The sequence below is a fragment of the Pseudonocardia zijingensis genome, from assembly GCF_042657305.1.
Taxonomy (GTDB): domain Bacteria; phylum Actinomycetota; class Actinomycetes; order Mycobacteriales; family Pseudonocardiaceae; genus Pseudonocardia; species Pseudonocardia zijingensis.
Map to the genome: position 1 here is coordinate 284,516 of NZ_JBHSKO010000001.1, position 26,590 is coordinate 311,105.

Consider the following 26,590-nt stretch of genomic DNA (forward strand, 5'->3'; position numbering starts at 1 on the left):
TCCGGCCCGCGCGGGCCAACCTCAGCGCGGGCGACGGGGCGCGTCGTCCAGCAGGCCGCAGCGACCGGCGAGCGCCGCCGCCTCGATCCGGTTGGCCGCACCCAGCCGGTGCAGCAGGCTCGCGATCATCCGCTTGGCGGTGCGCTCGCTCACCAGCACGGCCTTGGCGATCTCGCTGGTCTCCCGGCCCTGTGCGAGCAGCGCCCACAGGCGGATCTCCCGGTCGTCCAGCCGCTCCAGGATCGTGCCGCCCGCGCGGTCGCCCGCCGCGAGCAGCGCGTCGAGCAGGTCGGCGGGCACCACGCGGACGCCCGCCGCGATCGTCAGCAGCGGCGCCACCAGGACCTCGGGGTCGGCGGACTTCGCCAGGAAGCCCGAGGCGCCGGCGCGCAATGCCGCGGTGGCGAGGCCGAGGTCCTCGGTGCCCGAGAGCGCGAGGACGTGCGTGCCGGGGTAGGCGGCGGTGATCCGGCGGATCGTCTCGACGCCGCCCAGTGGGGGCAGCGCGAGGTCGACGATCGCGATGTCCGCCGCCTCACGCCCGACGAGCGCGACGGCCTGCTCGCCCGCGGTGGTGGATCCGGCCACCACGAAGGTGTCTCCCGCACGGGACTCGAGCAGCAGGGAGAGACCCTGCGCGAACAGGGCGTGGTCGTCCACGATGACCACGACGTACCGGCCGTCCCGCACAGCAGGACCGTAACGGCAGCCCTGCCCCAGCAGCCGCGAGTCCCCCGTTCCAGTGGCCGGGTTCCGCAATCGAGGCGCACGTGGTGCGGGATGCTGACGGCGTGCGCATCGACGGTCCCGCCGCGGTGCTGCGGTCCGTGCAGGAGCGCACCGCCGCCGTCATCCGCCTGCTGGTGGTGTCGTCCGTGGGGCTGGCGCTCGTGGTGGTGCCGGGCATCGCCCGCGGGCGGGTCGCGTTGCTCGGGACGCTCGTGGCGGTCGCGCTGGGCTACGCGGTGGTGCTCGGCGTCGCGGAACTGCGCGGGCGGCGCTTGCTGGCCCCGTGGCTCGCGACCTCGATCGACGCCGTGCTCGCCCTGGTGGCGTGCGGTCTCACCGGGGGCGCGCACAGCGCGATGGTGGCGATCCTGCCCCTCGTCGTGATCGCGGGGGCGGTACGCGGCGGCGCGGTGGTGGGCCGGCTGGGTGCCCTCGCGGTGGGCGCCGGGCTCACGGCGGCCGCGCTCGTGGGCTCCGACCCCGGTGTGGCCGTGGTGGACCGGTGGCTGGCCGGCGTGTGGTGGACCGGGTACCTGGTGGCGGCGGCCGTGCTCGTCGGGATGCTGCTGCGGGTGCTGGAGCGCCAGTACGAGGAGGCCGCGGAGTCGCGGGCGCGGGCGCGGGCCGAGCACGAGGCGTTCCTGGAGGAACGCGACCTGCGCTCCCGGTTGCTCGCCGCCCAGCAGGCGCGGCTGGACGGCGTGCGGGTGGTGCTCCACGAGTTCCGCACGCCCGTCGCGTCGCTCACCGCGCTGTCGGCCGACCTGGCCGCCGGCCGGCTCACCGGTCCGGCCCGGGAGACCGCCACCCGCCTGCTCGCCGAGCACGCCGCGCACCTGCGCGACATGCTCGACGGGCTCGCCGACGTCGCGGTGCAGGAGGGCAGCCCACTCGGGCGGGTCCGCGAGCGGGTGGTGCCGCTCGCGGAGCTGGCAGGTGCTGTGCTCGACGCGGCGGGGGTGGAGCCGCAGCGCCGGGTGGCGCACGTCGAGCCCGCGGACGCCACGGTGCGCTGCGACCCGCAACGGCTGCGGCGGGTGCTCACCAACCTCGTCGAGAACGCCGCCCGGCACAGCGGGGAGGCACCCGTGGAGCTGGACCTGCGACACGCCGACGGCCGGCTGGTCGCGGAGGTGCGCGACCGCGGGCCCGGCCTGCCGCCCGGTCAGGAGGGCGTGGTGACGGCGAAGGGCGTGGCGCTGGGGGAGCGACGCGGCACCGCCGGGCTCGGGCTGTGGATCGTGGAGGCGCTGGTCACCGCGATGGACGGGGAGCTGCGGCTCCTCCCGCGGGACGGCGGTGGTCTGGTGGCGCACCTGGAGCTGCCGCTCCCGCGTGCATGAGGGCCCCGGAAGGCCAGGAAAGCCACATTCAGGGCCGCAGCGGCCCTGAATGTGGCTTTCCTGAACTCCCCCGATGGCACCCACGGGCCACCGCGGGACCTCGCGGCCCGCTGCGCACCCCGGCACCGATCGTCATGCTGACGCCCATGAAGACCACGGCAGCGGTGCTCTGGGAGCTCGGGGGCAAGTGGGAGGTCGGCGAGGTCGAGCTGGACGGGCCGCAGGCGGGCGAGGTGCTCGTGGAGCTCGCGGCCAGTGGCCTGTGCCACTCCGACGAGCACCTGGTCACCGGCGACCTGCCGGTGGCGTACCCGATGGTCGGGGGCCACGAGGGCGCGGGCCGGGTCGTCGAGGTCGGGCCGGGGGTCACCGAGGTCGCGGTGGGCGACCCGGTCGTGATGACGTTCCTGCCCAGCTGCGGCCGGTGCAGCTACTGCGTGCGCGGCTACACCGCGCTGTGCGACGACGGGGCGGGCGCCACGCTGGGCCCGCAGCTCGACGGCACCTACCGCTTCCACGCGCGCGGCGAGGACGTCGGGCAGATGTGCCTGCTCGGCACGTTCGCGCGGCACACGGTGGTTCCGGTCAAGTCCGTCGTGAAGATCGACGAGGGGTTCCCGCTGCACCTTGCGGCGCTGGTCGGCTGTGGCGTCACCACGGGTTTCGGTTCGGCCGTCCGCACGGCGGAGCTGCGCGCGGGGGACACCGCGGTCGTGGTCGGGATCGGCGGCATCGGGGCCAACGCGGTGCAGGGGGCGCGGATCGCGGGCTGCCGGTACGTCGTGGCGGTCGACCCGGTGGAGTTCAAGCGGGAGAAGGCCCTGGAGCTGGGGGCCACGCACGTCGCCTCGAGCATGGACGAGGCGTGGAACACGGTCTCGTCGATCACGCGTGGCCAGCTCGCCGATGCCGCGATCCTCACCACTGGCGTGGCCGAGGGCGCGCAGCTGCAGCCCGCGCTGCAGCTGGTCGGCAAGCGGGGCCGGGTGGTGGTCACCGCGCTGGGGCACCCGGGCGAGGACACGGTGTCGATGTCGCTGCTGGAGCTGACGCTCTACGAGAAGCAGGTGCGCGGGGCGCTGTTCGGCAGCTCCAACGGCCAGCACGACGTGCCCCGGCTGCTGGAGATGCACAACCTCGGGCGGCTGCGGCTCGCCGAGCTGATCACGCGCGAGTACGCGCTCGAGGAGATCAACACCGGCTACCAGGACATGCGCGAGGGCCGCAACATCCGTGGACTGATCCGCTTCTAGGAGGACGACGATGTCCGAACGCACCGGTTTCACCAGCCTGCAGAACGGCGGGATCAACTTCGACTCGTTCCCGATGCGGCTGTTCACCAAGGGCAACGGCCGGCAGTGGAACCCCGCCGACATCGACCTGAGCCGGGACGCGGCCGACGTCGCGGCGATGACCGACGAGGAGCGGTGGTGGACCTGCTCGCTCGCGGCGCAGTTCATGGCGGGCGAGGAGTCGGTCACCCAGGACCTGCAGCCGTTCCTCGGGGCGATGGCGGCCGAGGGTCGCCTGGCCGACGAGATGTACCTGACGCAGTTCCTCTACGAGGAGGCGAAGCACACGCAGGCCTTCCGCCTGTGGTTCGACGCGGTGGGCATCACCGAGGACCTGAACTCCTACATCGCCGGCAACGAGCCCTACCAGCAGATCTTCACCAGGGAGCTCCCGGAGAGCCTGCACGCGCTGGCGGCCGACCCGTCGCCGCGCAACCAGATCCGGGCGTCGGTGACCTACAACCACATCGTCGAGGGCACGCTCGCCCTCACCGGCTACTTCTCCTGGCAGAAGATCTGCGCGAGCCGCGGGATCCTGCCGGGGATGCAGCAGATCATCAAGCACATCGGCGACGACGAGCGGCGCCACATGGCGTGGGGCACGTTCACCTGCCGCCGCCACGTGGCCGCCGACGACGCGCTGTGGGACGCGGTCGACGAGCGGATGCAGGAGCTGCTCGTGCCCGCGATGGGCGTGGTGACGGCGACCTTCGAGCGCTGGGACGGGCCGGCGCCGTTCGGCGTGGACATGAACGAGATGGCCGAGTACGCGATGGACAAGGTCGGCCGCCGCCTCGGCGCCATCGAGACGGCCCGGGGCGCCGATCTGCGCGTGATCGACGTGGACGCGAGCCCGGAGGCGCTCGAGGAGCGGTTCCACGTGGAGGACAGCGCGCAGCTGGCGGCGGTGGGCTGAGCCGCTACGCGCGCCCGTGGTGGATCCGGAACACGTCGTCCGGGTCGATGGCGCGCTTGACCGCGGCGAGCCGGGCGACGTCGGCGGGCAGGTAGCCGTCGGCGAGCTGTGCGGCGGTGACGTCCGGCCCGGAGAGGAAGTTCACGCAGACCCCGCCGGTGCCCCAGGGCGCCATCGCCGTGAACAGCCGGTCGTAGGCCGCGTGCAGCTCGGGCACCCGCTCGGCCTCGGCCGCCGCGCCCGCGTAGAGCACGAACGCGCCGTCGCGGCGGGAGAGCGCGCTCGGCACCGCCCCGGGCCGCGCGAGCGCGCCGCCCATCAGGCGCAGCTCCACGAGGTACGGCGCGTCCGCGTCGGGACCGGCGTGGTGCAGCAGCTCCGCCACCGCCGCGGCGTCGAAGGACCCGAGCACGGTGTTGCGGGCGTGGAACGGCACCGGGTCCGTCGGCTCGGCGTGGATGGAGCCGACGGCCGTGTACGGCATCTCGGCCACCGTGTCGGTGACCGGTCCGAGGTCGCGGAACGGCTGGACCAGCCAGGCTCCGTCCTCGGCGCTCCCGGTGAAAGCGAACCGCACGTGCACGACGTACCGGCCGCGCAGCGGCTCGGGCAGCACCGGCAGGTCCGGCATCCGGATCAGCAGGACGGAGGAGCCCATCGCCTCGGGTGCGGTCCGCGTCCAGTCCGCCCAGGTGGTGAGCGCGCGCTGCGCGTCGGGGGCGGCGAAGTGCATGCCGCCGCCGTACAGCCGCGTGACGGGGTGCAGGTCGATCTCGATCGCGACGACGACACCGAGGGTGCCCCGGCCGGCCCCGCGCAGCGCCCAGAACAGGTCGGTCTCCTCGGTGGCGCTCGCCCGGCGCAGCACGCCGTCGGCGGTGACGACCTCGAGCGCGCGGACGTGGTCGACGGCCCAGCCGAGGCTGCGGCCGAGCATCCCGATCCCGCCGCCGAGGTGGTAGGAGACCACCCCGACCTCGGGCGAGGACCCGTTCAGCGGGGCCAGCCCGTGCTCGGCGGCCGCGCGCACCAGCGCGCCCCCGCGGACGCCGGCCTCGACGCGCGCCGTGCGGGCCACCGGGTCGATCGTGATGCCGTCCATCCGGGACGTGGTGATCAGGACGACGCCGTCGGCGGCACGGGAGGGGCCGTGGCCGGTGGCCTGCACGGCGGCGCCGAGACCGCGGGAGGTGGCGTAACGGACCGCGGCGACGACGTCGTCGGCGGAGGCGGCGGGCACGATCACCTCCGGCTTGTGGTCGACGGAGAGGTTGTAGCCGGTGCGCTCGGTGTCGTAGGCGGGGTCGGCGGGGGTGAGGAAGTTCGTCATGCTTCGACTATCAGCGCGCTGACCTGCGGGAACAATCACGGGATCAGCATCGACTGATAACCTGGGTGTTATGGAACGCCGGGAGATCGAGATCTTCCTGACGCTCGCCGAGGAGCTGCACTTCGGCCGCACGGCGCAGCGGTTGTTCATCTCCCAGGCCCGCGTCAGCCAGACGATCGCGACGCTGGAACGGCGGTTCGGCGTCGCCCTGTTCGACCGCACGAGCCGCCGGGTGGCGCTCACGCCGGTCGGGGCGGCGCTCCACGCCGACGTGCGCGCTGGGTACGACCGCATCCAGGCGGGCATCGCCGCGGCGGTCGCGGCGGGCCGGGGCGTTACGGGCACGCTCACCGTCGGGCTGGAGGCGCCCGCCGTCGCCGAGCTCGCCGCGGACGTGTTCGACCGCTTCCGGGCGCGGCACCCCGGCGTCGAGGTGGCGTTCCGCGAGACCGGCTTCGCCGACCCGCTCGACCTGCTGCGCAGCGGTGAGGTGGACGTCGCGGTCACCAACGCCCCGGTCGACGAGGAGGAACTCGAGGAGGGGCCCGAGGTGTACCGCGAACCGGTCGTGCTCGTGGTGCCGCGCGGGCACCGACTGGCGACCCGGGAGACCGTCACCCTGGCCGACCTCGACGGCGAGGCCGTGTTCCGGGCGGGCCGGCGCGCCGCCCCCTACCGCCGGGAGCCCGATCGCACCGCCGCCACCTTGCTGGACCTCATGACGCGGATCGCCGCGGGCGAGGGCGTGTGCCCGCTCGCGGCCCACGCCGCCGACTACTTCGCCCGCCCGAGCCTGGTGATGGTGCCGTTCGCGCCCGGCTCGCCCCTGGTGCGCTGGGTGCTGTGCTGGCGGCGGGGGCGGCGCAGCGCCCGGGTGGCGTCGCTCGCGCGGGCCGCCCTGCCCGCGGGTCAGGACCAGGCGGGGTAGGCCGCCGCCAGCTCCGCGAAGCGCTCGCCCCACGCCGGCACCGGGGCGCCGGCCAGGTGCGCGGCGAGCCGGTCGAGGAAGGCGTGGGTACCGGGGGCGAACCCGGCGGCGTTGCGGACGGACAGGCCGCGGTGGGTGAAGGTGAGCAGCGTGCCCGCGCCGTCGGCGGCGAGCTCGTAGCGAACGACGCCGTCCTCGACGATGCGCTGGCGCCACTCGTGTTCCAGCACGTGCGGCGGGTCCCAGACGAGGATGCGACCGGTCATCCGCTTCGCCTCCACGGCGGCGGGCGGTTCGGCGGCGACCATCTCGATGGCGCCCCCGGGGCGGGGGTCGATGGTGGTCTCGCCGAACCACCGGGCCCGCTGCACGGGGTCGGTGAGCGCGGCCCACACGGTCTCGACGGGGTGGGGCAGGTGGCGGCGGAAGGTGATCGTGGCGTGGTCGCCGTCGATGGTGAGCTCGCCGTGGCGGTCGTCGGTCATCTCTCGCTCCGTTCGTCGAGGTGTCGGGCCAGGGCGTCGAGGTGGTCGCGCCAGTACCTGCGGTAGCGGTCGAGCCAGTCGTCGATCTCGACGAGGCGGTCGGCCCGCAGCGTGTAGATGCGGCGTTGGCCGTCGGGCCGGACCTCGACGAGCCCGACCTCACGCAGGATCCGCAGGTGCCGGGACACGGCGGGCTGCGTGAGCGCGGGGAGGTGCGCGACCAGCTCGCCTGCGGGTCGTTCGCGTTCGGCGAGCAGGTCGAGCAGTGCGCGTCGATGGGGTTCGGCCACGGCCTCGAACACGTCCACGGCCAGAAGTATGATTCAAAGCGTATATACGTGTCAACACATATATACGCCATCCGCGACGGTGACGGTGGGTGCTCGGCGGGCCGCTGGCGGGAACCGAGAGCTACTTCGTACTGCCTCTGGTCGACCTGTTACGGTCCGATCGGAGCAACCTTCGCTCCGGTCCTGACTCGCGAGTAACCCGCTTCGACGGGGGTCGTTGTCCCGTTGTGGGCAGCCGCCGCCCGAGCTCCACGCCAGCGTCGGCACGGCCCCAGCGGAGAGGTTCAGGAGGCGTTGGTGGCAGGTGTCGAGGTGAGGGTCGAGGGGCTGTCGAAGTCCTTCGGTCGCGCCAACATCTGGTCCGACGTCACCCTCACGCTGCCGCCCGGTGAGGTGTCGGTGCTGCTGGGTCCGTCGGGCACCGGTAAGTCGGTCTTCCTCAAGACGCTGATCGGGTTGCTGAAGCCCGAGCGCGGCTCGATCGTCATCCACGACACCGACCTGGTGCGGTGCTCGGAGTCGCGCCTGTACGAGCTGCGCAAGCTGTTCGGGGTGCTGTTCCAGGACGGCGCGCTGTTCGGGTCGATGAACCTGTACGACAACATCGCGTTCCCGTTGCGGGAGCACACGCGCAAGTCCGAGTCGGAGATCCGGGACATCGTCGAGGAGAAGATGGCGATGGTCGGGCTCACGGGTGACGAGGACAAGTTGCCGGGGGAGATCTCCGGTGGCATGCGCAAGCGGGCGGGCCTGGCCAGGGCGCTGGTGCTGGAACCCGAGATCATCCTGTTCGACGAACCGGACTCGGGGCTCGACCCGGTGCGCACGGCCTACCTCAACCAGCTGATCATCGATCTCAACGCGCAGACCGATGCGACGTTCCTGATCGTCACGCACGACATCAACACGGCGCAGACCGTGCCGGACAACATCGGGATGCTCTACCGCAAGCACCTGGCGATGTTCGGGCCCCGCGAGGTGCTGCTGACCTCGGAGGAGCCGGTGGTCGCGCAGTTCCTCAACGGGCGCCGCGAGGGCCCGATCGGCATGTCGGAGGAGAAGGACACCGCGCAGGCCGCCCGTGAGATGGCGGAGGCGGGCGAGCTGGAGGGGCTGCCGCCGCTCAAGCCGCAGCTGCAGCCGAGCACCGGGGTGGGTGAGCGGCAGGCGGTCGCCCGCAGGCGCGAACGCGTGCTGCAGATGCTGCACACCCTCCCGCCGGCAGCCCAGCAGGCCATCCGCGACAGCTACGCCGCGGATCAGGTGGCCGTCGACCCGCCCACCGGGCCCATCGCGGCCCCGCAGCCGTTGCCGCGTAAGCGGTCGGCCGGGCCCCTCGTGCGGGACGAGCCCACCGAGGTGATCGGCGGCTACGACCCCGGCTACGACGACCCGACGTCCCGAGACCGCGACCGGTCCTGAGGCCGATGACCGCTCCCGCCCCGATCACCCGCGCGCTCACCCCGGTCGGCCGGCTCTTCGGCCTGGGTGTGGCGGTGGTGCGCAATGCGTTCCGGCCGCCGTTCCAGCTGGCCGAGTTCATCGAGCAGACGTGGTTCGTCACCAAGGTCTCGGCGCTGCCGACGGCGCTGTTCACGATCCCCTTCGGGGCCACGATCGCGCTGCTGCTCGCGGAGCTCACCCGCCAGTTCGGCGCGCAGAGCCAGACCGGTGCGGGCAGCGTGCTCGCGATCGTGCAGCAGGCGGCGCCGATCGTCACGGCGCTGCTGATCTCCGGGGCGGGCGGCAGCGCGGTCTGCGCCGACCTCGGCGCGCGCACGATCCGCGAGGAGATCGCCGCAATGGAGGTGTTGGGGATCTCCCCGATCCACCGGCTGGTGGTGCCGCGGGTGCTCGCGATGGCCACCACGGCGGTGGTGCTCAACGGCCTCGCGAGCGTGGTCGGGGTGGCAGGCGGCTACTACTTCAACGTGATCGTCCAGGGCGGCACGCCCGGGGCGTACATCGCGAGCTTCTCCGCGGTGGCGCAGGTCTCCGACATCGTCGTGAGCGAGGTCAAGGCGTTCCTCTTCGGGTTCACGGCGGGTGTCGTCGCGGCCTACCGCGGGCTGAACCCGCCACCGGGGCCGAAGGGCGTCGGCGACGCCGTGAACCAGTCCGTGGTCATCTCGTTCGTGCTGGTGTTCCTGATCAACCTGGTGCTGACGGGCCTGTACCTCGAGCTCGTCCCGCCGAAGGGGTCGTGAGATGGCGCTGATGGGCGGCCGCAGGGCGCGGCGCATCGTCGACGCGCCCCTGAACGTGCTCGACGAGCTGGGCGACCAGCTCTCGCTGTACGCGCGCGCGATCGCGTGGACGCCACGCACGCTGCGCCGCTACCGCGGGGAGATCGGGCGCCTGCTCGCGGAGGTCAGCTTCGGGTCGGGCGCGCTGATCGTCATCCTCGGCACGGCGGGCGTGATGCTGTCGCTGTCGCTGTTCGTGGGCAGCCTGGTGGGCCTGCAGGGCTTTCGCGCGCTCGACTCGCTCGGCGTCGAGGCGCTCACCGGGTTCATCACCGCCTACTTCAACACCCGCGACATCGCCCCGCTGGTGGCCGCCGCCGCGCTGACGGCCACGCTCGGCGCCGGTTTCACCGCGCAGCTGGGCGCGATGCGCATCTCGGAGGAGATCGACGCGCTGGAGGTCATGGCGGTGCCGAGCGTGCCGTTCCTCATCACCACCCGCATGATCGCCGGCGTCATCGCGATCATCCCGATGTACACGATCGGCCTGCTCTCGAGCTTCGCGGCGTCGCGGCTGAACGTCACGCTGATCAACGACCTGCCCGGCGGCACGTACGACCACTACTTCGACCTGTTCCTGCCGGTCAGCGACGTGCTGTACTCCTACCTCAAGGTGATCGCCTTCGCGATCGTGATCATCCTGATCCACTGCCACTACGGGTACACGGCCAAGGGCGGCCCCGCCGGCGTCGGCATCGCGGTGGGGCGCTCGGTGCGGCTGTCGATCGTGAGCACCGCGATCCTGGACTTCTTCCTCACGCTGGTGCTGTTCGGCACCGAGACCTCGGTGCGGGTGGCGGGATGAGCGAGCTTGCGAGCGAATCGTCGACACGGCGCGCGCGCGAAGCGCTGCCCGAGCGCAGCGAGGGCATGCGATGAAGCGCCGGCTGCAGGGGCTGCTCTTCGTCGTGGTGCTGCTGGCGCTCGTCGGGCTGTCGGTCGGCAGCTACACCGGCGCGTTCGACCGCGGTGTGCCGGTCACGCTGCAGGTCGACCGCGTCGGCAACCAGCTGGCGGAGAAGGCCGACGTGAAGGTGCGCGGGCTGGACGTCGGGAAGGTGACGTCGGTCAGCACCGACGGCGGGGCGGCCACGGTGGAGATGCTGATCGACCGGGACAAGGTCGACCTGATCCCGGCGAACGTCTCCGCGCGGCTCATCCCCAAGACGCTGTTCGGGGAGCGGTACGTCTCGCTCGTGCTCCCCGAGGGCTCCCGGGCCCAGCCGCTGTCGGCCGGCGACGTGATCCCGATCGACCGCAGCGAGTCGGCGCGGGAGCTGGAGCGCGTGCTCGACGGCCTGCTGCCGCTGCTCACCGCGGTCGAGCCGCAGGAGCTGGCCACCACGCTGGGCGCGATGTCGCAGGCCCTGGAGGGCCGGGGCGAGAACCTGGGGCAGACGCTCGTGCAGCTGCAGGAGCTGACCTCGGGGCTGCGCCCGGCCGTGCCGGACCTGCAGGAGGACATCACCCAGCTCGCCGAATTCGCGGGCAACGTGAACGAGGCCGCGCCCGACCTGCTCGACGCGCTGGAGGACTTCACGGTCACGAGCCGCACGGTGGTGGAGCAGCGCGCCCAGCTGCGCGAGCTGCTGACCAGCGTCACGGCGGCTTCCGACGACCTGCGCGGGTTCCTCGACGCCAACGGCGAGAACATCATCTCGCTCGCCGACTCCGCACGGCCGACGCTCGAGACGCTCGCCCGGTACGCGCCGGAGTTCCCGTGCCTGTTCAACCAGCTGGCCGGCCTGGTGCCGCGGCTGGACGAGGCGTTCGGCGCGGGCAGCGACCGTCCCGGGCTGCACGCGACCATCGAGATCGTCGCCAGCCAGGGCAAGTACCTCCCGAACCAGGACGAGCCCCGCTACCTCGACGACCGCGGTCCGCGCTGCTACCCGATCTTGATGCCCGGCCCGGACCAGCCGCCGGACGGCCCGTTCGAGGACGGCACCGAGCCGCATGCCAACCCGCCCGCCAGCACGCCGATGGGGAGTGCGGAGGAGTTCGGGGCCGTCCCGGCCTCCTACGGCGGCGCCGACATGGGCGTGCCGAACTCGCCCGGCGAGCGCCAGGTCGTGAACGAGCTGCTCGCGCTCCAGCAGGGCACCTCGCCCGACGCGGTGCCCGCCTGGAGCACGATGCTGGTGGGTCCGCTCTACCGCGGGAACGAGGTGACGGTGACGTGAGGCGGATCCCCGTCGCCCCACTGGTCAAGTTCCTCTCCTTCGCCGTGGTGGTGGCGCTGTGCACCACCGTGCTCGCGGCGACCATCGCCAACTCGGCGGGTGGCGCGCGCACCACGTACACGGCGCGCTTCGCCGACGCGAGCGGGCTGCTGCGCGGCGACGACGTCCGGATCGCGGGCGTGGTCGTCGGCGCCGTGGACGACGTGCGGATCGTCGACCGGCGGTTCGCAGAGGTCGAGTTCAGCGTGGCGCAGGACCAGCCGTTGCCGGCGTCGGTGGAGGCGTCGATCCTCTACCGCAACCTCATCGGGCAGCGCTACCTCTCGCTCGAGCAGGGAGCGGGCCCCGCGGGCGCCACCCTGGCGCCGGGCGACACGATCCCGGTGGAGCGCACGCGCCCGCCGTTGAACCTCACCCTGCTGTTCAACGGGTTCCGGCCTCTGCTCACCGCGCTGGACCCGGAGCAGGTGAACCAGCTCGCGTTCGAGATCATCCAGGTGCTGCAGGGGCAGGGCGGCACGGTCCAGAGCCTGCTCGCCCACACCGCGTCGCTCACCAACACCCTCGCCGACCGCGACGAGGTGATCGGCCAGGTGATCGACAACCTCAACGCCGTGCTGGACACCGTGAACGCGCGCGACGGGCAGCTGTCGGAGCTGATCAGCTCGTTGCAGGCGCTGGTGTCCGGGCTCGCCGAGGACCGCGAGCCGATCGGCGAGGCCATCGTGTCGATCGGGGAGCTCACCGACGTCACCGCCGGGTTCCTGGAGGACGCGCGGCCGCCGCTGAAGGACGACATCGGGCACCTCGGCGACCTCGCCGAGAACCTGAACGCGCAGGACGAGCGGCTCGAGCAGACGATCCGGAACCTGCCGCCGAAGCTCGACAAGGTGATCCGCGCGGGCAGCTACGGCAGCTGGTTCAACTTCTACCTGTGCGGGGCGAGCGGCAAGGTCGGCCTCGAGCCGTACATCCCGGCCTTCGAGATCCCGGTGTACAGCAGCGGCGTGGAGCGGTGCGGCTCCGACCCCGACGGCGGTGACAGCGGCAACACCGACGAGCTCGCCGGGATCCCCCTGCCCGACCTCCCCCTGCCGGGCGGCGACGGGGGCGTGCCGGAGCTGCCCGTGCCCGACCTGCCCCTGCTGTCCGACCTCGGGCTGGGGGGCTGATGCCCGGCACGCGCAACCCCGTGTCCACGGCGGTGATCGGCCTGCTGGTGATCGCGCTCGTCGTGGTGGTCGCCTTCAACGGCCCGGCGATCTTCGGCGGCGGCACCACCTACCGCGCCGAGTTCCGCGAGGCCGCCGGGCTCACCGCGGGCGACATGGTCACCGTGGCGGGTGTCGAGGCGGGCCGGGTGCGGGACGTGGAGTTGGCGGGCGACCGCGTGCTGGTGACCTTCAACGTCACCGAGGCGTGGGTGGGCGACCGCACCTCGGCCTCGATCGGGATCAAGACGCTGCTCGGCGCGAAGACCCTCGCGCTCGACCCGCAGGGCGACCGGGAGCTCGACGCCGACGCCATCATCCCGCTGGCGCGCACCTCGTCGCCGTTCGACGTGATCGAGGCCTTCGACGGGCTGTCCGGCACGCTCGACCAGATCGACACCGGGCAGCTCGCGGAGAGCCTGACCACCCTCTCCGACACCTTCCGCGACACCCCGCCGGAGATCCGGGGCGCGCTCGACGGGCTCTCGCGGCTGTCCACCACGATCGCGAGCCGCGACGAGGAGATCCGCAGGCTGCTCGCGGGCACCCACGAGCTGGCGGGCGTGCTGGCCGATCGGAACGCCGACGTCGAGAAGCTGCTGAAGGACGGCAACCTGCTGCTCGGGGAGCTCCAGCGCCGCCGTGACGCCATCGGGCGCCTGCTCGACGGCACGATCGCGCTGTCGGAGCAGCTGCGCGGGCTCGTGGCTGACAACGAGGAGCAGCTGCGGCCCACGCTGGAGCAGCTCGACCGGGTGGCGGCGCTGCTGCAGCGCAACCGCGACTCCCTCGGCGCCGGCATGCGCGACCTGGCCGTCTTCGTGCGGCTCTTCGCCAACGCCACGGGCAACGGCGAGTGGTTCGACAACTACATCTGCGCGCTGCTCCCGCCGTCCGTGGGCCCGATCAACCCGGAGGGGTGCTGACATGGCCCTCACCCCCACCGACCGCAGGCAGCTGCAGTACACCGGCCTCGTCGCCGTGATCGCCGTGCTCGTGGCGAGCGGGCTCTACATCGTGCTGCAGGGGCCGTCGCGGATGATCACCGCGTACTTCACCTCGGCCACCGGCGTGTTCGAGGACAACTCGGTGCGCGTGCTCGGCGTGCCGGTCGGCGACATCGTCAGCATCACGCCGGAGGGCACCCGGGTGCGCGTCGAGATGCGCATCGACGACCCGGACCTGAAGCTGCCCGCCGACGCGAAGGCGGTCGTCGTCTCGCCGAGCCTGGTGACCGGCCGCTACATCCAGCTGGCCCCCACCTGGTCGGGCGGCCCCGAGCTGCACGACGGCGCCGTGATCCCGCTCGAGCGCACCGCGGTGCCGCTCGGCGTCGACGACCTCGCGCGCACGGCCACGCAGCTCGCCGACGCGCTGGGCCCGAACGGCGTCAACTCCGAGGGCGCCCTGTCCGACGCCCTCGACGTCGGCGCCGCCAACCTCGACGGCAACGGCCGCGCGCTGAACGACACGATCCGCAACCTCGGCGAGCTGTCGGGCACGCTCGCCGACTCCCGCGAGGAGCTGTTCGGCACGGTCCGCGAGCTGCAGTCCTTCACGTCCATGCTCGCCGCCAACGACGGCGAGGTGCGCGAGTTCAACCGCAGGCTCGCCGACGTGGCGGGCTTCCTCGCCGACGAACGGGGCGACCTGGCCACCGCCGTGCGGGAGCTGTCGCTCGCGCTCGACGACGTGGCGCGTTTCGTCAAGGACAACAGGGAGCTGGTGAAGTCCGACGTCGACCGGCTCACCGACGTCACCGCGGTGGTGGTCGAGCAGCGCAAGGCCCTCGCGGAGGTGCTCGACGTGGCGCCCGCCGCGCTCGGCAACCTCTCCCTGGCCTACAACGGCGCGTCCGGCACCCTCGACGCCCGCGCCGACATCAACGAGCTCACGATGCCGGTGCCGGCGCTGGTCTGCGAGCTGTTGCTGGACCGCGGCGCCCCGATCCCGGACAAGCTCAAGACGGCCTGCGACACGCTCGCGCCCGTCCTCGACGGGGTCGTGCCGCTGCCCAGCGCCGCCGACGTGATCACGGCGCTGCAGAGCGGGCAGCCCCCGCCCGTGCCGGGCCTCGCGCTGCCCACGGAACCGGCACCGTCCGGCGGCCCGCAGGGCCCGCTGCCGCTGCCGGGTCTGCCCGGGGCGCCGGCGCCGGAGGGGGAGCGGGCCGAGCCCTCCGGGGAGGCGACGCCGACCCCGACCGGCCGGGCCGAGCGGGAGTCGGACGACGACACCGCCACGCCCACGCCGTCCCGCACCTCGGACGAGGACGACGAGAAGAACGAGGACGACGAGGAACGGCGGGGCGGCTGGCCCGGTCTGTTCGGAGGTGGGCGGTGATGCGCAGGCTCGCCGCGGTGGCGACGGCCGCCACGCTCCTGCTCACCAGCGGGTGCGGGGTGCTGTCCGGCGGCCTGCGCGGGGTGGACCTGCCCGGTGGGGCCGAACTCGGTGACCACCCCTACCAGCTGACCATCGAGTTCACCGACGTCATCGATCTGGTGCCGCAGGCGCTGGTCAAGGTCGACGACGTGCCGGTGGGCCGGGTCGCCGACATCGGCGTGGGGCCGGACTGGACCGCCGAGGTCACCGTGCTGGTCAACGGCGACGTCGTGTTGCCGCCCGACGCAGGCGCCCGGGTACGCACCACGAGCCTGCTCGGCGAGAAGTTCGTCGAGCTGCTGGCCCCGCGTGACGCGAAGCCCGGCCGCATCGAAGACGGCGCCACCATCCCCCTGCTGCGCACGAGCCGGGCCGCCGAGGTGGAGGAGGTGCTCGGCGCGCTGTCGCTCCTGCTCAACGGTGGCGGCGTGGCCCAGATCCGCACGATCGCCAAAGAGCTGAACGAGGCGCTCACGGGCAACGAGCCGGAGATCCGCGCGCTCCTGGACGACCTGAACGCGCTCGTCGGCGCGCTCGACGACCACAAGTCGGAGATCACCCGGGCCATCGACGAGGTCAACCGGCTCGCCGGCACGCTGCGCGACCGCAGGGGGCAGATCGAGACCGCGCTCTCCGACCTGTCGCCCGGGCTGCGGGAGCTGGAGGACCAGCGGGGCAAGCTCGTCGACATGCTGCAGGCCCTCGACCGGCTCTCGGGCGTGGCCACCGACGTGGTCAACCGCAGCCACGACGACGTCGTCGCCGACCTCGAGCTGCTGCGGCCGGTGCTGTCCGAGCTCGTCGAGTCCGGCCCCGACCTCGTGAACTCGCTGAGCCTGCTGCCCACCTTCCCGTTCAGCGACGGCACGGTGGACGCGTTCGCGGGCGACTACTCCAACCTCTACGTCGAGCTCGACCTCGACCTGAGCAGCGTGCTGGAGAACCTGGCGCGCTCGGGGGAGCCGTTCCCCGGGCCCGACGGGCCGATCGGCATGCTGCCGCCGACGTCGCAGCTGCTGGGTCCGCTGCTCGGCCCGGAGGGGCCGTCGCTGCCGAACTTCCCGCTGCTGGGCCAGGACGACCTCCTGCCGCTGCCCGGCGAGGTCGAACCCACCCCGACCGCGGGCTCGCCGGAGCCGCCGGAGGACGACGAGGACGCCGAGCCCACCCGGCGCGGCGGCCTGCTGGGCGGCCTGTTCGGAGGCGGTGACCGATGATCACGCGGATCGTGCGGCTGCAGCTGGTGGCGTTCCTGCTGATCACCGTCGCGGGCGTCGGCTACGCCGGGTTCCGCTACGCGGGCTTCGGTGACCTGTTCGGTTCCACGACCTACCCGGTGCGGGTGCAGCTCGCGCAGTCCGGGGGGATCTTCACCGGCGCGGACGTGACGTACCGGGGGGTGAGCGTCGGCCGGGTCGGCCCCCTGACGATCACCCCGGACGGCGTCGAGGCCCAGCTCGACATCGAGCGCGGTGCCCCGGCGATCCCGCGCGACGTCGACGCGGCGGTGCACAACCTGTCCGCGATCGGCGAGCAGTACGTGGACCTGCGGCCCGCGAGCGACGGCGGCCCGTACCTCGAGGCGGGATCGGTGATCCCGGTGGAGCGCACGAGCACACCCGTGCCGGTCGAGCAGCTCGTGGTGAGCCTCGACGACTTCGTCCGGTCGGTGCCGCTGGACTCGCTGCGCACCGTGGTGGACGAGCTCGGCGTCGCCTTCTCCAACACCGCGCTGCCGCTGCAGAAGCTGCTCGACACCACGAACGCGTTCACCGGGGACGCCGTGGACACCCTGCCGGAGACCGTGCGCCTCATCGAGGACGGCCGCACCGTGCTCACCACGCAGAACGAGGTGGCCGGCTCGTTCCGCAGCTTCAGCGAGGACCTCGCGCTGCTGGCCGACCAGCTGGCCGAGTCCGACCCGGACCTGCGCCGCCTCATGCACACCGGACCCGAGGCCTCCACCCAGATCCGGGGGCTGCTGCGGGAGAGCGGCAGCGGGCTCGGCGAGCTCGTGGCCGACCTGCTCACGATCTCCCGGGTGGCCGAGCCGCGCCAGGCGGCGCTGCGCCAGATCCTCGTGACCTACCCCGCCGTCACCACCACGACCTACACGGTGGTGCCCGGCGACGGCACCGCGCACCTCGGGCTGGTGCTCAGCAACCTGTTCGACCCGCCGCCGTGCACCCGCGGGTACGAGGGCACCGAGCGGCGTCCCGGCAGCGAGGTGTCCGACATCCCGTTCAACCGCAAGGCGTACTGCGCGGAGCCGCCGGGCAGCCCGATCGACGTCCGCGGCGCCCAGAACGTCCCGCGCGCGAAGACCCCGAAGCCCGCCGCCGATGCCCCGTCCGGCACGCCGCGCGGCGGGCTGCCCGCGGGGGCCGCGCCGGTCATCCCCGACCGGGTGGGATCGTTGCCGCCGCTGAGCACGCTCACGCAGATCCTCGACTGACGCTGGACCACCGCGCCGACCCGACCCCCGACGGAGAGCCGCATGACAGTCCTCGAGAAGCCCACCACGCGACAGAAGGACCCGGATCCCGCGCCGTCGACGCGTCGCTTCGAGATCACCCCCGTCCGCGCCCTCGCCGCGCTCGTGGCGCTCACCGCGCTCGCGGCGCTGTTCTTCGGCGGGCGGTGGGCGCTCGCCGCGGGCGACGAGGGGCTGGAGCTGGCCGCCGCGCGCGAGGCCGTGCTGGTCGACGCCCGGCAGGCCGCGATCAACCTCACCACCCTCGACCACCAGGACGTCGCCCGCGGGCTGGACCTGTGGGAGCAGAGCTCCACCGGCACGCTGCTCGACGAGTTCCGCGCCAACCGGGCCGAGTACGAGCAGGTCGTGACGCAGGCCAGGCGGGCCACCACGGCCACCGTGCCGGACGCAGGCGTCGCCGAGCTCGACCTGCGCGCCGGCACCGCCCGGGTGCTGGTGGCCGTCGACGTCGAGGTGCGCCCCGAGGGGCAGTCCCCTGTGGTCACCCGCCAGCGGCTCGAGCTGGAGATGACCCGCACCGACCAGGGCTGGAAGGCGAGCCGGCTGGCCCCGGTCCGCACGCCGAGCTGACAGGAGCACGCGCATGCCACCTCGTCCCCGCTCCCCGCGCCCCCGCCCGAACCCGGCCCGCCGTCCCCGCGTCGCCGGGCTGACGCCCACCGTTCCCCGCCCGGCCGAGCGCGCCGAGGACCCGGCCACCGCCCCCGAAGCCGCGGCGCCCGCCCCGGAGGACCAGGGCGAGCGCGCCCGTCCGAAGCCGCGGCCCAAGCGCGTCCGGCCACCCCGCGACGCCGAAGCGGCCGCAGAAAAGACCGCGGGGGAAACCCCGGACCGCACGGAGCGGATGCCGGTCGTCGACGCGGAGGAGCCCGCTGAGCCCGCGGGCAAGCCCCGCCGCAAGCCTGCCGCCGTGCGGGAGCGGCCCCGGCCCGCCGAGACCGCCGGACCGGCGGAGGACGACGACACCGAGGCCCCCGAGTCCGGCGAGACCGCCGAGGCCGATGAGACCGCCGGCCGCGCCGCGCGGGTGGGCGAGGTGCTGCGCCGCCACGCCGTGCCGCTGCTCGCGGTGGCGGCGGTCGTGCTCGCCACCGTGGCCGTGGTCGCCGGCATCCAGGACGCGCGGTTGCGCGGCACCCCGGCGGCCGCCAACACCGCGCTCGTCGACGTCGGCGCCACGGCCGAGGTGGCGGGGCAGCTGTCCGACGCCGTCGAGGCCGTGTACTCGTTCGACTTCGCGCGGCTCGACGAGAACGAGCGGGCCGCGCGCGACGTGATCACCCCGGAGTTCGCGGCCGACTTCGACCGCCTCTTCGGCGAGGTGCGGGCCCGGGCCCCGCAGCAGCAGGCCGTCGTGTCCGCCACGGTCACCCACACCGCCGTCAAGGAGATCACCGGCGACCGGGCCGTCATGGTGGCGTTCGTCGACCAGCAGGCCACCCGCGCCGCACCCGACGCCGAGTCGCAGCAGCTGGCCGCGGCCGGCCGGCTCACGGTGACCGGCGAGCGGGTGGACGGGCGCTGGAGGATCGCCGCCGTCACGCCGCTCTGACCCCGTCCCGCAGGTCGCGGGACGGGGTCGCGTATCCTGGTCAGCGGTTCCACCGAAGACCGCAGGTCTGTGCCCCGCTGAGCGATCAGCAGAGCACACGAAGGCCCCGCATCCGCGGGCGGCCCGCGCAGGAGGACGAGGTCATCGCGGGGTGCGCAGTCGTGCGTGCCCCCGTCACGCCCCGTGCGCTCCTGCGCCGGGGCGTTCGTCGTTTCCGGAGTCGTCGGTGGGTGCGAACCGCAGTTGTCCACACCGACCACGACGAGAGGAGGCGAGGATGGCCCGACCCGACAAGGTCGCGGCGGTCGAGGAGATCGCCGAGAAGTTCCGGGGCGCGTCCGCCTCGGTGGTCACCGAGTACCGCGGCCTGACGATGTCGCAGCTCACCACGCTGCGCCGGTCGCTCGGCGACGGTGCGACGTACCGCATCGCCAAGAACACGCTGGTCAAGCGCGCCGCCGAGGACGCGGGCGTCAACGGCCTCGAGGATCTGCTCGTCGGCCCCACGGCGATCACATTCATCACCGGCGAGCCCGTCGACGCAGCCAAGGCGCTGCGCGACTTCGCCAAGGCCAACCAGGGCCTGGTGATCAAGGGTGGCTTCATGGACGGTCGCCCGTTGACCGTCGCCGAGGTCAACCAGCTCGCCGACCTGGAGTCCCGCGAGGTCCTGCTGTCGAAGCTGGCAGGCGCGATGAAGGGGACCATGGCGAAGGCCGCGGGCCTGTTCGCCGCTCCCGCCTCGCAGGTGGCCCGCCTGGCCCAGGCGCTGGCCGACAAGCGTGCCGAGGAGGAGGGCGGCTCGGCCGCCCCCGCCACCGAGGCCTGATCCCACCCCCAAGCTCAGCAACACCCAGAGAGGCACCACCATGGCGAAGCTGTCCACCGACGAGCTGCTCGAGGCCTTCAAGGACCTCACCCTCATCGAGCTGTCGGAGTTCGTGAAGAAGTTCGAGGAGACCTTCGACGTCACCGCGGCCGCCCCGGTCGCCGTCGCCGCCGCGGGTGCGCCCGCCGCCGGTGGCGACGCCGCCCCGGCCGCCGAGGAGAAGGACGAGTTCAACGTCGTCCTCGACGCGGCGGGCGACAAGAAGATCCAGGTCATCAAGGTCGTCCGCGAGCTCGTCTCGGGCCTGGGCCTGAAGGAGGCCAAGGACCTCGTCGAGAGCGCCCCGAAGCCGATCCTCGAGGGCGTGGCCAAGGACGCGGCCGACGCCGCCAAGGCCAAGCTCGAGGAGGCCGGCGCCAAGGTCAGCCTGAGCTGATCTCGCGCCAAGCGCACCGTACGAACGGCACCTTCGTCCGATAGACCGGTACGAAGGTGCCGTTCGTACGTTCGGGGTCAGCCCCGAGCGCGCAGCTCCCGCCGCAGCAGCTTCCCGGTGACGGTCTTCGGGATCTCGTCCAGGAACTCCACGTGCCGCGGGTACTTGTACGCCGCCATCCGCTCCTTGCAGAACGCGATCAGCTCGGCCTCGTCGGCGCTGCGGCCGGGCCGGAGGCTGACGTAGGCCTTCACCGTCTCCCCGCGGTACTCGTCGGGCACCCCGACCACCGCGGCCTCGCGCACCGCCTCGTGCTCGTAGAGCACGTCCTCCACCTCGCGGGGCCACACCTTGTACCCGCCCGCGTTGATCTGGTCCTTCTTCCGGTCGACGATGTAGAACCAGCCGTCGGCGTCCATGTAGCCCACGTCGCCGGTGTGCAGCGCCCCTCCGGGCAGGGCCCGCTCGGTCTCCTCGGGCTTGTTCCAGTAGCCGGAGACCACCTGCGGCCCGCTGGTGACGATCTCGCCGATCTCGCCGGGCGGGAGCTCCTCGCCGTCGTCGCCGACGATGCGCACGACCGTGTTGTAGACGGGCACGCCCACCGAGAGCGCCCCGGACGCGTCGTCGACCGGTGCCTCGGCGCCCGCCGGCACGCCGTGCGACGGCGACGTGGTCTCGGTGAGCCCGTAGATGTTGTGGATGTACTGCCCGAACGCCGCCGAGAACGCCTTCACCGTGGACGGCGGGATCGGGGCGCCACCGGACCAGATCTTGGTGAGCGAGGCGAGGGCGTCGCGCTCGGCGTTCGGTGCGTTCATCAGGGCGATGAACACGGTGATGGACCCCACCGTGAACGTCGGGCGCTCCTCCCGGACGACGTCGATCGCGAGCGAGGGCTCGAACCGGTGGAACAGCACGAGCGGCGCCCCGAGCAGCAACGCGGTGGTGACGCCCGCGATGAGCCCGGTGATGTGGAACAACGGCGCCACCCCGAGCACGACGTCGTCGGGGGTGAGGTTGCACCACGCGCGGTAGACCTGGCTGTTGAACACGACGTTCCGGTGCGTGTTCATGGCGCCCTTGGGCGGGCCGGTGGTGCCGGAGGTGTACGTGAGGCAGGCGACGTCGTCGGGGCCGAGCGACACGGGCGGCGGGCTCTGACCGCGGAACCGGGCCGTCAGGTCGGTCATGTCGACCGTGCCGGGGACGTCGATGCGTTCCGACCCGCCGAACGCCCGCGGGTCGTCGCGGCCCTGGTGGTCCAGCTCGGACGTCGTGATCACCGTCTGCACCGCCGTGCGCCCGACCACGCCGGCCGCGACGTCGCGGTAGAGGCTCTGCAGGCAGACGAGCACCCGGGCGCCCGAGTCGGCGAGCAGGAGCTCCAGCTCCCGCTGCCGGTTCATCGGGTTGATCGGCACGACGACGCCGCCGGCCTTCCAGGTGCCGAGGAGCCCGATGACGAACTGCGGCACGTTCTGCAGGTACAGCGCCACCCGGTCGCCCGCCGCCAGCCCGGAGTCGAGGAGGCCTGCGGCGAATGCGTCGGAGAGCTCGTCCAGCTCGCGCAGCGTGATCCGGCCGTCGAAGTACCGCACGGCGTCGCCGTCCGGCTTGCGCGCCACGGCCGCCCGGAACATCGACACCGCGTCGGTGTGCTCGAGCTCCAGGTCGTGCGGTTGCCCCGCGTCGTAGCGCGCCAGCCACGGCCGTTCGTCGTACGTCGTCGTGGACACCATGTGCCTCCCAGGCTCGGCCCGGTGGACGATCGTCAGCCGGGCCGTGAGACGGTGTCAAGGTGAGCGGTGCGGGACCTGACCGCCCGGGTCGGTGGCCTCGAAGGTGACGTCGGCGACACGGTGGCGACACGGTCCGGCGACGGGCCGATGACGTCCGGGTGCGGCCGGCCCCGCCGGTTGTGCCCGTTCGGCGGTCGCCCGAACGGGGCGAAGGAGATCGACAAGCGGGCCCTCAGGGCCTGGAACAGCGGTTCCGTACCGTTCGTCCCACGAAAAGGACCACTTACCGGCGCGTAGAGTCTTGACGGGATGCGCTCGTCAAGTCACTCTTAGGTCTCGATGGTTGTCTCGGCGACCTGTCTCGACAGCGGCTGCATTTGCAGCTAGACTGCCTCTTTGCGCTGCCCTCGTCCAGCTGCGCGCGCGCTCAGAGGAGTCCTCCCGCTCCAGGGTGTCCCTTCCGGGCTCACGCGCGTTCTGCGATGGCCGTGCCATGACAACAGACGGCGTGTGTCGGACCCCTGCGCTCCGACTGCCCGTTCGACCCGGACCTCCCGCCCGGGGCGGACGAGCAGACGGTATCGCGCGGAGCCGATGCCCGCCAGAACGAGAGCGCAGTTCTCGGAAGGACGCATCTTGGCTTCGTCCCGCGCCACCAGCCCCCTCGCGACCCCCGCGCCCGCTGCCGTCTCGGCCAACCCGAACTTCCCCGGTGCGCCCACCCGGGTCACCTTCGCGAAGATCCGTGAGCCGCTCGAGGTGCCTGATCTCCTCGACGTGCAGATCCAGTCGTTCCAGTGGCTCGTCGGTGACGAGGCCTGGTTCCAGCGTCGCATCGACGCTGGCGACGAGAACCCGGTCGGAGGGCTCGAGGAGATCCTGAAGGAGATCTCCCCGATCGAGGACTTCTCCGGCTCGATGTCCCTGTCGTTCTCGGACCCCCGCTTCGACGAGGTCAAGGCCTCCGAGGAGGAGTGCCGCGACAAGGACATGACCTACGCGGCCCCGCTGTTCGTCACGGCGGAGTTCACCAACAACACCACCGGCGAGATCAAGAGCCAGACGGTGTTCATGGGTGACTTCCCGGTGATGACGAGCAAGGGCACGTTCATCATCAACGGCACCGAGCGTGTCGTCGTGTCGCAGCTCGTCCGGTCCCCGGGCGTCTACTTCGACCACACGATCGACAAGGCCACCGAGAAGGACGTCTACTCGGTCAAGATCATCCCGAGCCGGGGTGCGTGGCTGGAGTTCGACGTCGACAAGCGCGACACCGTCGGTGTCCGCATCGACCGCAAGCGCCGCCAGCCGGTCACCGTGCTGCTCAAGGCGCTGGGGTGGACCGCCGAGCAGATCCGCGAGCGCTTCGGGTTCTCCGAGACGATCCTCGCCACCCTCGAGAAGGACCACACCGCTGGTCAGGACGAGGCGCTGCTCGACATCTACCGCAAGCTGCGCCCGGGCGAGCCGCCCACGCGTGAGAGCGCGCAGACGCTGCTCGAGAACCTGTTCTTCAAGGACAAGCGCTACGACCTGGCCAAGGTCGGCCGGTACAAGGCCAACAAGAAGCTGGGCCTGTCGATCGACAACTCGGTGGGCACGCTCACCGAGGAGGACATCGCCACCACCATCGAGTACCTCGTCCGCCTGCACGCGGGCGAGACCACGATGACGGTGGGCGCCGACGCCGAGGGCAACGGCGGCACCGAGGTCCCGGTCGAGGTCGACGACATCGACCACTTCGGCAACCGGCGCATCCGCACGGTCGGCGAGCTCATCCAGAACCAGGTCCGCGTCGGCCTGTCCCGGATGGAGCGCGTCGTCCGCGAGCGGATGACCACGCAGGACGTCGAGGCCATCACGCCGCAGACCCTGATCAACATCCGCCCGGTCGTGGCGGCGATCAAGGAGTTCTTCGGCACCTCGCAGCTGTCGCAGTTCATGGACCAGCACAACCCGCTGGCCGGACTCACGCACAAGCGGCGCCTCAACGCGCTCGGCCCGGGTGGTCTGTCCCGGGAGCGGGCCGGCATGGAGGTGCGCGACGTGCACCCCAGCCACTACGGCCGCATGTGCCCCATCGAGACCCCTGAGGGTCCGAACATCGGCCTGATCGGGTCGCTGTCCACGTACGCGCAGGTCAACCCGTTCGGGTTCATCCAGACGCCGTACCGGAAGGTCGAGAACGGCCGGGTCACCGACCAGATCGACTACCTCACGGCCGACGAGGAGGACCGCTTCGTCGTCGCGCAGGCCAACGCGCCCCTCGACGACGACGGCAACTTCCTGGAGGACCGCGTCCTCGTCCGCCGCAAGGGCGGCGAGCTGGACTACATCTCCCCGGCCACCGTCGACTACATCGACGTCTCGCCGCGGCAGATGGTGTCGGTGGGCTCCGCGCTCATCCCGTTCCTCGAGCACGACGACGCCAACCGCGCGCTGATGGGCGCCAACATGCAGCGCCAGGCCGTGCCGCTGCTGCGCAGCGAGGCCCCGCTCGTGGGCACCGGCATGGAGCTGCGCGCCGCCGTCGACGCCGGTGACGTGCTGGTGGCCGACAAGGCGGGTGTGGTCGAGGAGCTGTGCGCCGACTACATCACGGTGATGGCCGACGACGGCACGCGCACCACGTACCGGCTGAACAAGTTCCGCCGGTCCAACCAGGGCACGTGCAACAACCAGAAGCCGATCGTCGACGAGGGTCAGCGCGTCGAGGCCGGCCAGGTCATCGCCGACGGGCCGTGCACCGAGGACGGCGAGATGGCCCTCGGCAAGAACCTGCTCGTGGCGATCATGCCGTGGGAGGGCCACAACTACGAGGACGCGATCATCCTCTCGCAGCGCCTGGTGCAGGACGACGTGCTCACGTCGATCCACATCGAGGAGCACGAGATCGACGCCCGCGACACCAAGCTGGGCGCCGAGGAGATCACCCGGGACATCCCGAACGTGTCCGAGGAGGTCCTCGCCGACCTCGACGAGCGCGGCATCATCCGCATCGGTGCCGAGGTGCAGCCGGGCGACATCCTGGTCGGCAAGGTCACGCCGAAGGGCGAGACCGAGCTCACCCCGGAGGAGCGCCTGCTGCGCGCCATCTTCGGCGAGAAGGCGCGCGAGGTGCGCGACACCTCGCTCAAGGTGCCGCACGGTGAGAACGGCAAGGTCATCGGCATCCGCGTCTTCTCCCGCGACGACGAGGACGAGCTGGCGCCCGGCGTCAACGAGCTGGTCCGCGTGTACGTGGCGCAGAAGCGCAAGATCCAGGACGGCGACAAGCTCGCCGGCCGCCACGGCAACAAGGGCGTGATCGGCAAGATCCTGCCCGCCGAGGACATGCCGTTCCTCCCGGACGGCACGCCGGTCGACATCATCCTCAACACCCACGGTGTGCCGCGTCGTATGAACATCGGCCAGATCCTGGAGACCCACCTCGGGTGGATCGCCAAGTCCGGCTGGGACATCGAGGGCAACCCCGACTGGGCGTCGAAGATGCCGGAGGAGCTCCACTCGGTGCCCCCGGGCACGCGCACCGCCACGCCGGTCTTCGACGGCGCGCGCGAGCACGAGATCACCGGTCTGCTCGGGTCCACGCGGCCCAACCGCGACGGCGAGCGCATGGTCGGCCCCGACGGCAAGGCCACGCTGTTCGACGGGCGTTCGGGCGAGCCGTACCCGTTCCCGGTGGCCGTCGGCTACATGTACATCCTGAAGCTGGCGCACCTGGTGGACGACAAGATCCACGCACGGTCCACCGGCCCCTACTCGATGATCACGCAGCAGCCGCTGGGCGGTAAGGCGCAGTTCGGTGGCCAGCGGTTCGGCGAGATGGAGTGCTGGGCCATGCAGGCCTACGGCGCCGCGTACACCCTGCAGGAGCTGCTCACCATCAAGTCCGACGACGTGGTGGGCCGCGTGAAGGTGTACGAGGCCATCGTCAAGGGCGAGAACATCCCGGAGCCGGGCATCCCGGAGTCGTTCAAGGTGCTCCTCAAGGAGCTCCAGTCGCTGTGCCTGAACGTCGAGGTGCTCTCCAGCGACGGTGCGGCGATCGAGATGCGCGACAGCGACGACGAGGACCTCGAGCGGGCCGCGGCGAACCTGGGCATCAACCTGTCCAGCCGGCCGGGTTCCGACTCGGCGACGCTCGACGACGTCGTCAACTGATCCGCCCAGAGCCGAGACAACGAGAAGGACAC

23 protein-coding genes are annotated in these 26,590 nt (G+C 72.3%); 18 read left to right on the forward strand and 5 right to left on the reverse strand.

The annotated features are described in order from the left end of the window. Positions 1-21 precede the first annotated feature (21 nt). Complete coding sequence (locus ACFPL3_RS01630; protein ID WP_343941398.1) at positions 22-690, reverse strand: response regulator transcription factor; 669 nt, start codon at positions 688-690, stop codon at positions 22-24. A gap of 101 nt (positions 691-791) precedes the next feature. Between ACFPL3_RS01630 and ACFPL3_RS01635 the strand changes: the two genes are divergently transcribed. The 3 genes from ACFPL3_RS01635 (at position 792) to ACFPL3_RS01645 (ending at position 4,280) form a co-directional block, all read left to right on the forward strand. Next, a complete protein-coding gene (locus ACFPL3_RS01635) occupies positions 792-2,072 on the forward strand; it encodes a sensor histidine kinase (RefSeq protein WP_343941397.1) in 1,281 nt (426 codons plus the stop codon). Positions 2,073-2,218: 146 nt separating this feature from the next. Further along, positions 2,219-3,325, forward strand: a complete 1,107-nt coding sequence (locus tag ACFPL3_RS01640; RefSeq protein ID WP_343941396.1) for an NDMA-dependent alcohol dehydrogenase — start codon at positions 2,219-2,221, stop codon at positions 3,323-3,325. A 10-nt stretch (positions 3,326-3,335) separates the two neighbouring features. Further along, positions 3,336-4,280 carry a R2-like ligand-binding oxidase gene (locus tag ACFPL3_RS01645; RefSeq protein WP_343941395.1) on the forward strand — a complete coding sequence of 315 codons (945 nt, stop codon included), beginning with the start codon at positions 3,336-3,338 and terminating at the stop codon, positions 4,278-4,280. A gap of 4 nt (positions 4,281-4,284) precedes the next feature. On the opposite strand, the gene ACFPL3_RS01650 is transcribed toward ACFPL3_RS01645, so the two are convergent. Beyond that, the gene (locus ACFPL3_RS01650) at positions 4,285-5,610 is read right to left on the reverse strand and encodes an FAD-binding oxidoreductase (RefSeq protein ID WP_343941394.1); all 1,326 of its coding nucleotides are present in this window, start codon (positions 5,608-5,610) and stop codon (positions 4,285-4,287) included. A gap of 70 nt (positions 5,611-5,680) precedes the next feature. Between ACFPL3_RS01650 and ACFPL3_RS01655 the strand changes: the two genes are divergently transcribed. After that, positions 5,681-6,538 carry a LysR family transcriptional regulator gene (locus tag ACFPL3_RS01655; RefSeq protein WP_343941393.1) on the forward strand — a complete coding sequence of 286 codons (858 nt, stop codon included), beginning with the start codon at positions 5,681-5,683 and terminating at the stop codon, positions 6,536-6,538. On the opposite strand, the gene ACFPL3_RS01660 is transcribed toward ACFPL3_RS01655, so the two are convergent. Continuing rightward, positions 6,520-7,023: an SRPBCC family protein gene (locus ACFPL3_RS01660; protein ID WP_343941392.1), complete on the reverse strand. Its 504-nt coding sequence runs from the start codon at positions 7,021-7,023 to the stop codon at positions 6,520-6,522. The two genes, ACFPL3_RS01655 and ACFPL3_RS01660, sit on opposite strands and share 19 nt — an antisense overlap. Continuing rightward, the gene (locus ACFPL3_RS01665) at positions 7,020-7,331 is read right to left on the reverse strand and encodes an ArsR/SmtB family transcription factor (RefSeq protein WP_343941391.1); all 312 of its coding nucleotides are present in this window, start codon (positions 7,329-7,331) and stop codon (positions 7,020-7,022) included. The genes ACFPL3_RS01660 and ACFPL3_RS01665 overlap by 4 nt, the downstream gene beginning before the upstream one ends. Before the next feature lie 279 nt (positions 7,332-7,610). On the opposite strand from ACFPL3_RS01665, the gene ACFPL3_RS01670 reads away from it, so the two are divergent. The 13 genes from ACFPL3_RS01670 (at position 7,611) to rplL (ending at position 20,652) form a co-directional block, all read left to right on the forward strand. Next, positions 7,611-8,735, forward strand: coding sequence for an ABC transporter ATP-binding protein (locus ACFPL3_RS01670; RefSeq protein WP_343941390.1), 1,125 nt, complete (start codon positions 7,611-7,613; stop codon positions 8,733-8,735). A 5-nt stretch (positions 8,736-8,740) separates the two neighbouring features. After that, the gene (locus tag ACFPL3_RS01675) at positions 8,741-9,520 is read left to right on the forward strand and encodes an MlaE family ABC transporter permease (RefSeq protein ID WP_343941389.1); all 780 of its coding nucleotides are present in this window, start codon (positions 8,741-8,743) and stop codon (positions 9,518-9,520) included. A gap of 1 nt (position 9,521) precedes the next feature. After that, the gene (locus tag ACFPL3_RS01680) at positions 9,522-10,364 is read left to right on the forward strand and encodes an MlaE family ABC transporter permease (RefSeq protein ID WP_343941388.1); all 843 of its coding nucleotides are present in this window, start codon (positions 9,522-9,524) and stop codon (positions 10,362-10,364) included. Positions 10,365-10,434: 70 nt separating this feature from the next. Then, positions 10,435-11,742, forward strand: coding sequence for an MCE family protein (locus tag ACFPL3_RS01685; protein WP_343941387.1), 1,308 nt, complete (start codon positions 10,435-10,437; stop codon positions 11,740-11,742). Continuing rightward, positions 11,739-12,914 carry an MCE family protein gene (locus tag ACFPL3_RS01690; RefSeq protein WP_343941386.1) on the forward strand — a complete coding sequence of 392 codons (1,176 nt, stop codon included), beginning with the start codon at positions 11,739-11,741 and terminating at the stop codon, positions 12,912-12,914. Before ACFPL3_RS01685 ends, ACFPL3_RS01690 begins: the two co-directional genes overlap by 4 nt. After that, complete coding sequence (locus ACFPL3_RS01695) at positions 12,914-13,879, forward strand: MCE family protein (RefSeq protein ID WP_343941385.1); 966 nt, start codon at positions 12,914-12,916, stop codon at positions 13,877-13,879. Before ACFPL3_RS01690 ends, ACFPL3_RS01695 begins: the two co-directional genes overlap by 1 nt. 1 nt (position 13,880) lies before the next feature. Then, entirely contained in the window at positions 13,881-15,296 is a 1,416-nt protein-coding gene (locus ACFPL3_RS01700; protein WP_343941384.1) for an MCE family protein, read from the forward strand. After that, a complete protein-coding gene (locus ACFPL3_RS01705; RefSeq protein WP_343941383.1) occupies positions 15,296-16,555 on the forward strand; it encodes an MCE family protein in 1,260 nt (419 codons plus the stop codon). The genes ACFPL3_RS01700 and ACFPL3_RS01705 overlap by 1 nt, the downstream gene beginning before the upstream one ends. Then, positions 16,552-17,793, forward strand: coding sequence for an MlaD family protein (locus ACFPL3_RS01710; RefSeq protein WP_343941382.1), 1,242 nt, complete (start codon positions 16,552-16,554; stop codon positions 17,791-17,793). The genes ACFPL3_RS01705 and ACFPL3_RS01710 overlap by 4 nt, the downstream gene beginning before the upstream one ends. A gap of 42 nt (positions 17,794-17,835) precedes the next feature. Continuing rightward, positions 17,836-18,405 carry a hypothetical protein gene (locus tag ACFPL3_RS01715; RefSeq protein ID WP_343941381.1) on the forward strand — a complete coding sequence of 190 codons (570 nt, stop codon included), beginning with the start codon at positions 17,836-17,838 and terminating at the stop codon, positions 18,403-18,405. Between the two features lie 13 nt (positions 18,406-18,418). Further along, positions 18,419-19,387, forward strand: a complete 969-nt coding sequence (locus ACFPL3_RS01720; protein WP_343941380.1) for a hypothetical protein — start codon at positions 18,419-18,421, stop codon at positions 19,385-19,387. A gap of 277 nt (positions 19,388-19,664) precedes the next feature. Then, positions 19,665-20,216, forward strand: coding sequence for a 50S ribosomal protein L10 (gene rplJ / locus ACFPL3_RS01725; RefSeq protein ID WP_343941379.1), 552 nt, complete (start codon positions 19,665-19,667; stop codon positions 20,214-20,216). Positions 20,217-20,256: 40 nt separating this feature from the next. Continuing rightward, the gene (rplL, locus tag ACFPL3_RS01730; protein WP_343941378.1) at positions 20,257-20,652 is read left to right on the forward strand and encodes a 50S ribosomal protein L7/L12; all 396 of its coding nucleotides are present in this window, start codon (positions 20,257-20,259) and stop codon (positions 20,650-20,652) included. A gap of 77 nt (positions 20,653-20,729) precedes the next feature. On the opposite strand, the gene ACFPL3_RS01735 is transcribed toward rplL, so the two are convergent. Continuing rightward, a complete protein-coding gene (locus ACFPL3_RS01735) occupies positions 20,730-22,394 on the reverse strand; it encodes a long-chain-fatty-acid--CoA ligase (RefSeq protein ID WP_343941377.1) in 1,665 nt (554 codons plus the stop codon). A gap of 636 nt (positions 22,395-23,030) precedes the next feature. Here ACFPL3_RS01735 and rpoB point away from each other — a divergent pair. Continuing rightward, positions 23,031-26,558 (forward strand): DNA-directed RNA polymerase subunit beta, encoded by a 3,528-nt coding sequence (gene rpoB, locus ACFPL3_RS01740; protein WP_343941376.1) that lies wholly within the window; start codon positions 23,031-23,033, stop codon positions 26,556-26,558. The last annotated feature ends 32 nt before the right edge of the window (positions 26,559-26,590 follow it).

Excerpts from the sequence above, each read along its gene's own strand:
- ACFPL3_RS01695 (WP_343941385.1), top strand. The coding sequence starts at position 12,914 with ATGCCCGGCACGCGCAACCCCGTGTCCACGGCGGTGATCGGCCTGCTG.
- ACFPL3_RS01675 (WP_343941389.1), top strand. The coding sequence starts at position 8,741 with ATGACCGCTCCCGCCCCGATCACCCGCGCGCTCACCCCGGTCGGCCGG.
- ACFPL3_RS01715 (WP_343941381.1), top strand. The coding sequence starts at position 17,836 with ATGACAGTCCTCGAGAAGCCCACCACGCGACAGAAGGACCCGGATCCC.
- rplJ (WP_343941379.1), top strand. The coding sequence starts at position 19,665 with ATGGCCCGACCCGACAAGGTCGCGGCGGTCGAGGAGATCGCCGAGAAG.
- ACFPL3_RS01645 (WP_343941395.1), top strand. The coding sequence starts at position 3,336 with ATGTCCGAACGCACCGGTTTCACCAGCCTGCAGAACGGCGGGATCAAC.
- ACFPL3_RS01685 (WP_343941387.1), top strand. The coding sequence starts at position 10,435 with ATGAAGCGCCGGCTGCAGGGGCTGCTCTTCGTCGTGGTGCTGCTGGCG.
- ACFPL3_RS01700 (WP_343941384.1), top strand. The coding sequence starts at position 13,881 with ATGGCCCTCACCCCCACCGACCGCAGGCAGCTGCAGTACACCGGCCTC.
- ACFPL3_RS01680 (WP_343941388.1), top strand. The coding sequence starts at position 9,522 with ATGGCGCTGATGGGCGGCCGCAGGGCGCGGCGCATCGTCGACGCGCCC.
- ACFPL3_RS01640 (WP_343941396.1), top strand. The coding sequence starts at position 2,219 with ATGAAGACCACGGCAGCGGTGCTCTGGGAGCTCGGGGGCAAGTGGGAG.
- ACFPL3_RS01705 (WP_343941383.1), top strand. The coding sequence starts at position 15,296 with ATGCGCAGGCTCGCCGCGGTGGCGACGGCCGCCACGCTCCTGCTCACC.
- rplL (WP_343941378.1), top strand. The coding sequence starts at position 20,257 with ATGGCGAAGCTGTCCACCGACGAGCTGCTCGAGGCCTTCAAGGACCTC.
- ACFPL3_RS01655 (WP_343941393.1), top strand. The coding sequence starts at position 5,681 with ATGGAACGCCGGGAGATCGAGATCTTCCTGACGCTCGCCGAGGAGCTG.
- ACFPL3_RS01720 (WP_343941380.1), top strand. The coding sequence starts at position 18,419 with ATGCCACCTCGTCCCCGCTCCCCGCGCCCCCGCCCGAACCCGGCCCGC.
- ACFPL3_RS01660 (WP_343941392.1), bottom strand. The coding sequence starts at position 7,023 with ATGACCGACGACCGCCACGGCGAGCTCACCATCGACGGCGACCACGCC.
- ACFPL3_RS01710 (WP_343941382.1), top strand. The coding sequence starts at position 16,552 with ATGATCACGCGGATCGTGCGGCTGCAGCTGGTGGCGTTCCTGCTGATC.
- ACFPL3_RS01650 (WP_343941394.1), bottom strand. The coding sequence starts at position 5,610 with ATGACGAACTTCCTCACCCCCGCCGACCCCGCCTACGACACCGAGCGC.
- ACFPL3_RS01735 (WP_343941377.1), bottom strand. The coding sequence starts at position 22,394 with ATGGTGTCCACGACGACGTACGACGAACGGCCGTGGCTGGCGCGCTAC.